The 11,868-nt window shown below is 48.2% G+C and carries 10 protein-coding genes; 9 read left to right on the plus strand and 1 reads right to left on the minus strand.

Going from position 1 to position 11,868, the window contains the following annotated elements; translation table 11 throughout:
• Positions 1 to 65: 65 nt before the first annotated feature.
• Positions 66 to 5,912, minus strand: a complete 5,847-nt coding sequence (locus AC5RDV_RS01935) for a glycoside hydrolase family 88 protein (protein ID WP_494222135.1) — start codon at positions 5,910 to 5,912, stop codon at positions 66 to 68.
• A gap of 251 nt (positions 5,913 to 6,163) precedes the next feature.
• Here AC5RDV_RS01935 and AC5RDV_RS01940 point away from each other — a divergent pair, with 251 nt between their 5' ends.
• The 9 genes from AC5RDV_RS01940 to AC5RDV_RS01980 all read left to right on the plus strand — a co-directional run bounded on the left by AC5RDV_RS01940 (position 6,164) and on the right by AC5RDV_RS01980 (position 11,846).
• On the plus strand, positions 6,164 to 7,084 hold the full coding sequence (locus AC5RDV_RS01940; protein ID WP_008624035.1) for a glucosaminidase domain-containing protein: 921 nt from the start codon (positions 6,164 to 6,166) through the stop codon (positions 7,082 to 7,084).
• Between the two features lie 15 nt (positions 7,085 to 7,099).
• A complete protein-coding gene (locus AC5RDV_RS01945) occupies positions 7,100 to 7,825 on the plus strand; it encodes a hypothetical protein (protein WP_282747670.1) in 726 nt (241 codons plus the stop codon).
• Between the two features lie 366 nt (positions 7,826 to 8,191).
• A complete protein-coding gene (locus AC5RDV_RS01950; protein ID WP_282747671.1) occupies positions 8,192 to 8,557 on the plus strand; it encodes a hypothetical protein in 366 nt (121 codons plus the stop codon).
• Between the two features lie 116 nt (positions 8,558 to 8,673).
• Positions 8,674 to 9,531 (plus strand): type I methionyl aminopeptidase, encoded by an 858-nt coding sequence (map, locus tag AC5RDV_RS01955; protein WP_282747672.1) that lies wholly within the window; start codon positions 8,674 to 8,676, stop codon positions 9,529 to 9,531.
• A 29-nt stretch (positions 9,532 to 9,560) separates the two neighbouring features.
• A complete protein-coding gene (gene tsaD, locus AC5RDV_RS01960) occupies positions 9,561 to 10,592 on the plus strand; it encodes a tRNA (adenosine(37)-N6)-threonylcarbamoyltransferase complex transferase subunit TsaD (protein WP_008624030.1) in 1,032 nt (343 codons plus the stop codon).
• A 9-nt stretch (positions 10,593 to 10,601) separates the two neighbouring features.
• The gene (locus AC5RDV_RS01965) at positions 10,602 to 11,108 is read left to right on the plus strand and encodes a CinA family protein (protein WP_008624029.1); all 507 of its coding nucleotides are present in this window, start codon (positions 10,602 to 10,604) and stop codon (positions 11,106 to 11,108) included.
• A 97-nt stretch (positions 11,109 to 11,205) separates the two neighbouring features.
• Entirely contained in the window at positions 11,206 to 11,466 is a 261-nt protein-coding gene (gene rpmB, locus AC5RDV_RS01970) for a 50S ribosomal protein L28 (protein WP_008624028.1), read from the plus strand.
• 19 nt (positions 11,467 to 11,485) lie between these two features.
• A complete protein-coding gene (gene rpmG / locus AC5RDV_RS01975) occupies positions 11,486 to 11,674 on the plus strand; it encodes a 50S ribosomal protein L33 (RefSeq protein WP_008621659.1) in 189 nt (62 codons plus the stop codon).
• 13 nt (positions 11,675 to 11,687) lie between these two features.
• A complete protein-coding gene (locus AC5RDV_RS01980) occupies positions 11,688 to 11,846 on the plus strand; it encodes a DUF4295 domain-containing protein (protein WP_008624026.1) in 159 nt (52 codons plus the stop codon).
• Positions 11,847 to 11,868: the final 22 nt, after the last annotated feature.

Genomic DNA, 11,868 nt, shown 5'->3' on the forward strand with positions numbered 1-11,868 from the left:
TATGTAAAGGGGTGGTTAAAGCGAAAAAAAGAGGATGTGCCTTTTACACATCCTCTTAGATAACGTTATTTGATAATGAGTTTTTCTGTCTGTTTCTTGTCTGGACTTGGAGTAATATGGACGAAATACATACCTTTTTCCATAGGGGCATTGAAATAAGAGCCGGATGTCAGGTTCGGGATATGTCGGATGAGTTGCCCGTTACTGTTGAATATTTCCAGATGGATTTTAGAGGTATTCGTGGAATAAATATTCAAGGCCGCCCCTGGTTCGCATACGTTTTGGGATAGTCTCCATGCCTTTACGTCCTGTCCTTCTGTGGAAATGCTTTCTACAGAAGTAACTTTTTCGTATAATTTTGTAATCTCATCAGGATTCAGAGCGATGTCAAAGATATAAAAATCGTCTATTTGGCCGCAAAAGTCAGCGTTGTCGGCTGCGACAGAAGAATCCCACCATTGCGTACGTCCTATGTAATTGCGTAAATCGGATGCGACGGTGGCCACTTCATAGGGTTCACGGATGATGTTGGTCCCGTTACCGACAATTTCACCGTTCCAATAAATCCGGGTCGTTCGTGTTCCTGCATCGTAAGTAAAGGCTACGCATGCTTCTGTTTCCGTTTGTAATTGCTTGTTTGCGTTAACCATTGCAGTGGTTCCGTTATTGTATTTGACTCCGGCAGAAAGTTTGTTGGCGCGTCCGAATATACTGTTACCTGAATCCGAACCAAAATCGTAGAAACGTGGTTGGCTACTCAGGTTCTTCGGAATGGCACGCAAGAAGAATGTGTAGCTACGCATATTTCCTAATATGTTTGACGGTACTATCAGGTAACCGTTGGAAGAGAATCCCTTTGGAGTGTTGCGGGTCAAGTCCAACGTTCCGTTGATGACAGCGGATCCTTTTATTTCTGCGTCGTGTAAACGTCCGCTTTGGTCTTTTAGGAACTTCGTGCCGTCTTCCTCGTATACGTCCTGTGGGGCAAATGTGTAATGCAGGATGAGGTTTTCAAGGATGTCGCGCGGATAAACCGTGAGGATGAATTTCTTGTTTAAGTTTCCGATTCTGGCTGTCAGGGTCACTTCTGTGGGTTCGGACGGTAGTGTCACGATTCCGGTGGACGACAATATCTCCTCGTTACTCGAAGTCCATTGGATGCTTTGTCCCTCCAATGTTTGGGTGGCCAGTGGTATATCGCTGTGGACTTTTTGGGAGACTATAAGTTGGTTTAGTGCTTCCTCGGCTTGTGCTTCATCCGAAAGGGTATACTGGCGACTGTTGGCGGACAGTAATTTTATTTCGTCCGAGTTGAGGGCACGGGAGTAATAATGGTAGTCTTCCACCCAACCTTCAAATCCTCCAATGAGCATTTCCTCTGCGGGAATGATGTTAGTTTCTACCTGTTGGTCTAACAGGCCGTTGATGAACGAGGTGATGATACCGTCGGAATAAGTGAGCGTCAGATTGAAGAAACCTAATTTTGACGGGGTATACCAAACTCCGTTTGTGCTTCTGCCTTGTTCCCTCCATACGTCCGATGTGGCTAACTTGTTTGGGCTGTCGAACCTTTCTGCCCCTATGCGTAAGTAAGGTTTCATGGTAAGGCTGTCTAATCCGTATCTCAGGTTTCCAAAAGCCACGATGTCTCCGTAATACTGGTATTGTGAGATTTGGAGGGAGAGCGACAGGGTGAAATCCCGAGTAGGCATGGGGATGTTGGCGTATTCTCCTTTATGGGTAAGCAAGACACCGGACTTTACGATTGCCGTGCTTTGCCCGTTATAGGTATTCCCGTCTGCCACCTCATCGAATGTCTCATAGGTGACAAGACCATCTGACAAATCCGTTTGGGCATATTCCCATTTGAAGTCGCAGTGGATGGCCGTGGCATATCCTTCTGGTTGGGAGGCACTGACAATCCAGTCGTAGTAGTTGCCGTGCATCCAAGCCAGTTGCAAAGGTGATTTCTCCGAACCCGGTATGAAGTAGGGGCGAACGTTGTTATAGCCCGAGTTGGATGTTACCTGTTCTTTGGATATGCTTCCGTCCTTGCTGATTTCCATTTTGACTATTTCATATTTACGTCCGTTCATGCCATCGATGGGTAGGGAGGCATAAATTTCATGCGGATTTTCGGGATTCATGGTCATTCCCGCGCTGTAGCACAATTCCAGATTGGGGGTCTGGTGGAATTTTCCGCCGCCATTGGCGAGTAATGTCTTGGCCCACTTCGTTCCGTTCCATTCGGCATGATAATAATCGTGTGAGGATTTGTCGTTACTGATTTGTGTCAGGAGGATGGCGGGCATTCCATTCTCCGTTTCTGAAATTTGCCACAGCCAATCTCGTTTGTCAGTAGGGTAATCTACAAGTGTGGACGAGTATTTTTCTATGTATTGCTTTGTCTTGTCCACATGGAAAGGGCCGTCTTGGATGGTCGATAGTACGTTGCCTGCCGCGTCTTCGAGTTGCAGCGTGTGGATGTTGATGGTGTTGAAATAGACAAAGTTTGGATACTCGTTATCCGGATGTCCTGTGGTGTAAGCCAACATGATTCTATCCTTGCCATTTGAATGGTATTTGGCATAGGGGCGTGCTCCCGTGGACTGGACAATCTGGTAGGGTCCCCAGTCTGTCTTTACATTGTCATTCTTGTCCGGAAGTGACAGGCGTGCTATAGTGGGATGCCAGTTAATGCCTCGCCAGCACAAATAGAAATGCTCCGGGTCTTCGCTGAGGAAGAACGGGGAGGGGTAAGTCGTGTTGGCTTCTGTCGCTATGGTTTTTTCCTCTCCCAACGTAGCCAGGTCGCCTTTCTTTTGTGACACGCGGTAATAGAAGCACGGTTCGTCCGTATGCCGCGAGTAGAACACCATGATTCTTTCGTCCGGAAGGACAAGGAATGTGGGGTTGTCATGGTCGTCCGGTTGGAAGCAGGAACGGATGAGTATTTCTTTGCGTTCATTCCGGATGAAGTCGTATTGCATGGCTTTGATGTTTCCATGTACGTCGATGTATCCTACGTAAGTGGCGTTGATGCTGCCGTCAGCGTTTTCATAGTGCAAAGCCCGTGGGTCGGCAAACCAACACCATGCCCCTTCCGGTGTAATCTCATCTCCTTCGTAGAATGTTTGCGTCGGTGCCTCTTCCGATATGACGCGGGCTTCCGTGATACTGTTCCATTGGTCTCCTCCGGCAGAGTTCCCTTTGCACCAAATGCGTATGTACCGGGCTTTGACGGGAGTAAACGTATAGCGTTCCAATTCGTTGGTTTGTCCGCTTGTTTGCACGTCCTCCATTACATTTTGGAATGTAATGCCGTCCGTAGAGGCTTGTATGTCGAAAAAGTTGTATCTGGTATTTCCTTGGTAATAAGCCAGGTCTATACCCGAAACGTTAATCTGGCTTCCCAAGTCGAAACAAATCCATTCCCCGATGCCGTCCTGGCTCCACCGGGTGGAGAGGTCGTTATCCACGGCTTGCGTATGGGGGTTGCCGGTTTGGCTTCCGCTAGCCGATACCGATACGATGTATTGGTTGGGGTAGAGGGGGACGGGGAGAACCAATATGCGTGTGGCATCTTCTTCCATTACTCCTCCGTTTGTTCCGCGAAGCCCGGAAACTTTCAATTCCGGATGTCCGTATGGTATGGGGGTAGTGAACGAAAGGATGACTTCTTTGCCTTTGACTTTGACAGAGGCTTCTGCCGGTTTCCCGTTGATGGTGTAATGTTGGGTGGAAGCTCCCGTTTGCACATCTACTTCTTCGTTGAATGTGAGGATTATCTGTATGGGTGATGTGATGTGGGCGTTGGCCAGACGTAAAGGTCGCGGGCTTGGGTTGTCCGTTGCATAACGGTACATTTCGCAGGCGGCCATCAGGTAGGCACCTACACCGAAATCTCCGGTGGAGTTTTCGCTTACGGTTTGGTCGGGGTCGGCCTTTTCACCGATGGGTTGGACATAACCAACCCTCCCGTTTGCTTGTAGCGCGGTCTTGCTCAGATAATTCCAGGCTTTTTCAATGGTCAATCCATATTCCTTTTCGTTCAGGTTGCCGCTATTTATGCCCCACAGAAATCCATATAGGATGAGCGATGTGCCGCTTGTTTCATATCCGGGCGCAAAAGCAGGGTCGAGCAGGCTGCGGGTCCAATAGCCTTCTTTTTCTTGGCATAGGGCCAAGGTGCGTGCCATCTTTTGATAATAAGACAGGTATTCGTTCCTATGCGGGTGGTTTTCGGGGAGGTCGGCCAAAACGCGGGCGAAGGCCGCGAATATCCATCCGTCTCCCCGTGCCCAGAAGTCTTTTTTCCCGGAGTTTGTTTGATGCGCGGGATAGACGTATTTGGCATCCCGGTAATACAAACCGGTTTCTTCGTCATACATGATGCTGTTGGCATAGCTCCAATAGTCGTGCATCTTTTCCAGGTATTTCCCGTCTTGGGTGATGCGGTAGAGGTGGCTCATGGCCGGCATGACCATGAACAGGCCATCTACCCAGTATAGGTAGTCGTTGGCAGCAGTGCCCATTTGGTATTCGAATACTTGTTTGGCCCGTGCGATGCGCTTTTCATCCGGAGTGAGACCGTATAGTTCGGAATACACTTGGAAGCATGCTTGGCAGTCGCCGAAAAGCACATTGTTTTCACCGTACGTGTAGGTCCATTTGCTTGGGTCATCCCCCGTCGGCCCGCTCCAATTGTTGTGTTCGGCCCATGCCGTGGAGAAATCCAGATAGGTCGGCTCTCCTGTGGTACGGTAGGCCTCCATGTTGCCGATATGGTAGACGGCACGGTTCCAAAAATAATTGCCGTGTGTGGGATTGGTGGTCATCCAGTATTGGTTCACTTTGTGTATGATGTCGGCCACGTCGTCCTTGCGGGGTAGTTGCGTGATACTGGTTTCCACTATCGGGTTTTCGATGCTTTGCTTGAATTCCTCAAGGGCTTCGAACCAATCTTCGTCCGTAGGCCAAAGGTTTTCAGGGAAGATGTTCCATCCTCCGCCGAAATAGAAGGTGACTTCATCACCGGGTGTATAGTCTATGGTTTGCACCAAGTGGCCGTCCGTTTCGAAGGCCGGGTCTGTTGTGCCGGGTATATAGGCACCTTCATAAAAGCGTGCGTTGGGAGATGTCACGGTGCCTTCCGACGGGTTTTCAGCATAACCGATTACACCGGGGATTGATGTGAATCGCTTTCCTTCAGAGGTTACTCCCGTCATGTTTTGGTGGGTGAATATCCCTACGGCCAACTTCATAACCTGTGGGGCACCTTCATACTTGACAACGGCTTTGTTGAGCAAACCGTTGGCCGAGGTCGTAATTCGCAGGGTCTTTTTATAACTCCTCCCGTTGACTTCCACATGGTTGTATGTGAGCAAGAACTCAGACTTAAGTCGCCCGTCTTCTATGATTTCACATTCGTCATAAGCATCGTGGAGCCAAAGTTTCCCATCTGCATAGGCTGCGACCCCTCCTGCGCCCAATGTCTTGCCGTTCACGGAATAAGCGTCCACCCCGAATTGGCTTTCGCTGTGGTAGTTGGAAAGTGAATACATGGACTCAATGATGGGCGCGTCCGTCTTTTTCCCCCATAAGTCCACGCCATTGGCCGTCTCGGGTTCCGAAGACTGCAGTTTATGGCTGTACATCCGGTATGCACTGTAATTGTTTTCCCAAGCGATGTCATTCCGGCTTTCGGGGAGCATTTGGGCTACAAAAGCCAACTTCTGGGGTTGTGTGGGGTTGCCTTCGGAAAGGGTGTAGCCTAAGGTGGAACATACGTCTATTTCTGCCAAGAAACGGATATGGTTGTTACCACAGGACTCGTAAGGGACAGGGGTGCCCTTTTCGTCTTTTAAGGAACTGCGGTTTAGCTCAAAGCTTTGAGGCATCTGGATTTCCACAAGTTCATGCCTTTTGAATCCGGAAGGGTTTTTTAACCGGAAAGAGTAACTGTCTGCACTTGCCGGGAGTGTGACCCAAGCGAAAATGAATGGCAGGATTCTTTCAGCAAAATGAAGAATTGTTTTTTTCATGTGATAAAAATAAATAGGTTAATAATGCACAAATATACATTTTTTGTTTGTAAAGGGAAAACTAACGAAGAAAAAAGAGGTAACTTTGTGTGTGAGAAATCCTTCATGATATTTGAGATATGCGATTGAAAACCGTTTTCTTATCCGTATTGTTCGGCGTGACGAGCTTTTTGCTACAGGCACAAGGTGTCAGCCAGCAATACCTTAATTATATAGAACGTTACAAGGGGATGGCCGTGGACCAGATGCTGCGTTATAAAATTCCGGCTAGCATCACGTTGGCACAAGGATTATTGGAAAGTGGAGCCGGGACAAGCACATTGGCCCGGAAGGCCAACAATCATTTCGGCATTAAATGCGGGCGTGCATGGAAGGGACCCTACATCTTGCAGGACGATGATGCGCGGAATGAGAAGTTCCGTAAATACCGCAGCGTGGAAGAGTCGTACGAAGACCATTCGCGTTTTCTGCAACAAGCGCGTTATTCTTCGTTGTTTGAACTTTCCCCGAAAGATTATAAAGGTTGGGCGCGTGGTTTGAAACGCTGTGGTTATGCCACGAACCCCCGTTACGCTTCCTTGCTGATAGATTTGATAGAACGGTATGACCTCGACCAGTATGATAAGTATAAGTCGTCTCGTCTTCATTTTGATTACAGCAGCATAGACCGTCAGCTGAACAGCGAGTCGCTGCCGTCCCATCTGGTTTATCGCAATAATGAGAATTATTATATTATTGCGCGTGCTGGGGATACGTTTGATTTGTTGGCGGAAGAAACCGGTGTGTCGGCGCGCGACATCCGGAAGTTCAATGAATTGCCGAAGGGATATCGAATCCAAGCCGGTGATGTGTTGTATTTGGAACGGAAGCGGAAAAAGGCGGCTAAAAAATACAAGGACGTGCCTCACGTGGTGAAGGCCGGTGAGTCGATGTATGATATTGCGCAACGCTACGGGATACGTTTGGAGAGCCTGTATGACATGAATAATTTGCCGGCAGATTATGCCATTCAAGTAAATGACCGTTTGCGTGTACGTTAAAATAAGGAGGTCAGAATGAAACAGAAAGGTCTTTATCGGGCTTTATTGCTCATTTTGTTTGTAACCTGTACGGTTGCAGGGCAGGCGCAGGAGGTCTTGCGTTCGGATTCGCTGACGGGTATGGATGCCGGAAAGGTGAGCCTGAAGGTACAGCCGTCGGCATCGGATGTGACACCGAAGAAAGTCGGTGCGCGGTTGGCCTTGCCGGACACGTTGGTGGCTGATACGGCGCGATTGACTTTTCGCCCTTCTCTGCCTCCATTGTACCGGGACGGTACCGTGGCATATTTCCCGACAAGTTATTATGGCGGATATTGGGGCTTATGGGAACTGCATGAAGGTTTCAATGCCTGCCTGGACATGAGCGTGTCGGCCTCGTTCGGCAAGAACCGTTTTCCCGGGGTGGGATTCGGGACCGGAATCTCTGCCATGTATGTGCGTAGCCTTACCGACCGGTTGGTGCTGTCTGTGGGAGGCTTTTACGACCGCTTGTCTTGGAACGGCTTGAATGAGAACCGTTTCGGAATCAATTTGTTGGCCGGTTACCAGTTGACCGACAGGGTGAGTTTGTACGCATACGGCAGCAAAGCTTTTTTCCCGATGCAAGGTCGTCAGCCATGGATTCCTCCGATGCCGTGGATGAACAATTTCAGCAGTAGGTTTGGAGGAATGGTGCATTTCAAGGTCTCCGATGCTGTGTCTGTTTCGCTCAGTGTGGAAGAGACCAGTTGGAAACGTTGATGGGCAAAAGTCGATAGGAAGCCATGGGGCTTGGCGGTCGGACGTGTTGCCGGTTTCTGAAAAACATACACATCCGTGCGGTTTCCGCTAAGGAGAGCGTCCGGATGTTTTGTTTGTACAAAATGTTGTTTGAATCCCGTTTTGGAGTATTAAAATGAAAGCAAAAAGGATGTTCCTGTTACGCCTGCCTTTCACGAAAAGGCTTTGTTAAGGGGGCTTGACGGTGTTTTTGGATACATTTTTTATGTTTCGGGGCTTGTTTTTCACGTATCTAAAGCAAAATTAGGAAACACTTTCAGCCGAATGAGAAACCGTTCGGCTGAAAAAACATTTTTTTTCTCCGCATGTCGTGGGAGAGGTGTCTGCATGTTGTTGGAAAATTCTACGCAGACGGTGGCACGGCGGTCGGCGAATGCCCCATTTTTAAGCTATTTGGGGCGGAAAGGGACGCACATCCGGAATGCCTTCTTGCGAGGCGGAACGCCCCGGATGCTTACGGGTTCCGTATCGCCTTGCGCCGGGCGTGGACTTTCATACGGCATTATGGAAGCGGGAATGCGGGACAGGTTGGCATTCTGTACTTTCCCCGATGCGCGAGAATCGCGTATTTGCGGCGGCAGCGGGGAAAGGGCGCAAATGAGCGAACCGCGAGGGGGTGGGATTGTCATATTGACACTTGGAATATCGACAGGTGCCATTCGGGACTTGGCATGTCAAGCGCGGGAGTGTTGACGGCTTTCGTAGGATTGGTCTAAATAATATAAAGGTATAGGGATATTTATAAGGTTTTACAGTCGAAAAGTGATTTTTTTATCGTACTTTTGTATGATAAATCTGTGAAAGAAAGAATGCGAAGAAAGATAAGACGGAATTGGATTGTCCCAGAAGGAGCCGAACTGACGGATTTGGACCGTAAGGTTTTGGCTTTTCAGGAAGAAGGCTGTTTGGTGCCTTCGCGTAAATTGATTAAGAAGCCTGAACAAATAGAGGGGATTCGCAGGAGCGGTGTGGTAAATACCGGGGTGTTGGATCTCGTGGCCCAAGAGATACATGCCGGAATGACTACGCTTGAGATTGACGAGATGGTATATGATTATACGGTAAGCCATGGGGCCATTCCCGCTCCGTTGAACTATGAAGGATTTCCTAAGAGTGTGTGTACTTCTATCAACGAGGTGGTCTGTCACGGCATACCTAATGAATTCGATGTATTGGAGGAAGGAGATATTGTCAATGTAGACGTTTCCACCATATTGGACGGGTATTACAGCGATGCTTCACGTATGTTTGTCATCGGGCAGACCACACCCGAGAAGCAGAAATTGGTAGACGTCGCGCGAGAGTGCCTGGAGATTGGCATGAAAGCTGCCCGTCCGTTCGGCTTTGTGGGGGATATAGGAAATGCCATCGAAAAGCATGCCAGGAAGAGCGGTTTCAGCATCGTGCGCGATTTGTGCGGACATGGGGTGGGACTGGAGTTTCATGAAGAGCCGGATGTGGAGCATTTCGGCCGGAAGGGAACAGGGATGCTCTTGGTGCCCGGCATGGTGTTTACGATAGAACCTATGGTGAACATGGGCGATTGGAGGGTGTTTGTGGATGAAGAAGACGGATGGACTGTCGTGACGGAGGATGAACTGCCCAGTGCGCAATGGGAACACACGTTCCTGATGACAGAAAACGGTTTGGAGATTCTTACTTATTGAGACGCCATAATTTATTAGGACGTAAGGAAATGGAAAAGAAAGATATCATTATATTAGGTATAGAGTCGAGTTGCGATGATACTTCGGCTGCGGTGGTTCGCAATGGGGTGTTGTTAAGTAACGTGACGGCAAGCCAGGCTGTGCACGAGGCGTATGGTGGAGTTGTGCCGGAACTGGCTTCCCGTGCCCATCAGCAAAATGTGGTCCCGGTAGTGGACCAAGCGTTGAAACGTGCCGGGGTGGCCAAGGAGGAACTATCGGCTGTGGCTTTCACACGAGGTCCCGGGCTGATGGGTTCTTTGTTGGTGGGGGTGTCTTTTGCCAAAGGGTTTGCACGTGCGCTCGATATTCCCATGATAGAGGTCAATCATTTGCAAGGACATGTATTGGCGCATTTTATTAAAGAAGATGAGGGCGACCGGGACCAACCGGAATTTCCGTTCTTGTGCTTGCTGGTAAGCGGCGGCAATTCCCAAATCATTCTGGTGAAAGCCTATAATGACATGGAAGTGTTGGGGCAGACGATAGATGACGCGGCAGGCGAAGCCATTGACAAGTGTTCCAAAGTGATGGGGTTGGGCTATCCCGGAGGACCGATAATAGACAGGTTGGCGCGCCAGGGGAATCCGCAGGCGTATTCTTTTGCCAAACCTCACATCGGAGGATATGATTATAGTTTTAGCGGCTTGAAGACCTCATTTCTTTATTCTTTACGGGATTGGATGAAGGAAGATCCGGATTTTGTCGAGCATCACAAAGAAGATTTGGCCGCCTCCTTAGAACATACGATAGTGGATATCCTGATGAAGAAGCTACGCCAGGCGGCAAAAGACACAGGAATCAGGCAGGTAGCCGTGGCAGGCGGGGTTTCGGCCAATAATGGGTTGCGTAATGCGTTCCGGGAACATGCGGACAGGTACGGTTGGAGAATCTTTATTCCGAAATTCAGTTATACGACCGACAATGCAGCCATGATAGCCATTACCGGGCATTTCAAGTACCAGGATAAGGATTTTTGTACGATAGATATGCCTGCTTATTCAAGAGTAACATTAAAATAATCAAGATATATGATGAATGTAGAATCTAAAATCATAAGTCGTGAAATCAGCCCGCTGTTATGGAAAGCAGGGGAGACGGTGTGCACGGCAGAAAGTTGTACTTCGGGGCAGATCTCGGCAGCCATAACCAGCGTGCCGGGAAGTTCTACTTATTTCAAAGGAGGCATCGTTTGTTACACCAATGAGATAAAAACTCGTTTCCTTGGTGTTCCGCAAGAGTTGTTGGAAGAAAAAGGAGCTGTAAGCGAGGAAGTGGTGCGTGCCATGTTCGAGGGGGCATTGAAAGCTATGGAAACCACGTACGCAATAGCCATTACTGGTTATGCCGGTCCCGGTGGAGGTGAAGAAGCTCCGGTCGGTACGATTTGGATTGCCGTAGGCGATAAAAACGAAGTGGCGGTGGAAAAACTTGAAGGTGATGACGGCCGGGACATGAATTTGGCCAAAGCGACACTGGTGGCCCTCCAACTTCTGCTCGACTTGCTTAAAAAGCGTCATCCGCAGGAAGAAGAGTGATTTTTTTGCGAAAATACTTGTATATTCGGTTTTTAAGCACTAATTTTGCACTCTGTTTGAAAGAAGCTAATAGAAATAAACAAAAAGGAAGATAGAAATGTCTAAGATTTGTCAAATTACCGGGAAGAAAGCCATGGTTGGCAACAATGTTTCTCATTCTAAGCGTCGTACAAAGAGACGGTTTGATGTGAACTTGTTTACGAAGAAATTCTACTATGTAGAACAGGATTGTTGGATTAGCCTGAAAATTAGTGCTGCTGGTCTGCGATATATTAATAAAGTTGGACTCGACGCAGCGTTGGCCAATGCGGTTGAGAAAGGCTATTGTGATTGGAAAACCATTAAAGTAATTGCTTAATTAAAGGAGAGTAGGACTTATGGCAAAGAAGGCTAAAGGTAACAGAGTGCAGGTCATTTTGGAATGCACTGAGATGAAAGAGAGTGGTCTTCCCGGAACATCCCGTTATGTGACGACGAAGAATCGTAAGAATACTCCCGAAAGATTGGAATTGAAAAAATACAATCCCATTTTGCGGAGAATGACAGTTCATAAAGAAATAAAATAATATTTAGGATACTATGGCAAAAAAAGTAGTGGCCACCCTCCGTACTGGAAAGACAGATGGCCGTTCTTATACGAAGGTAATCAAAATGGTGAAGAGCCCTAAGACCGGTGCTTATGTTTTTGACGAGCAAATGGTTCTGAATGAAGCCGTGAAGGATTTCTTCAAGAACTAACCTCGTATTTTAATACGATTCA

The organism is Paraprevotella sp., assembly GCF_986071375.1.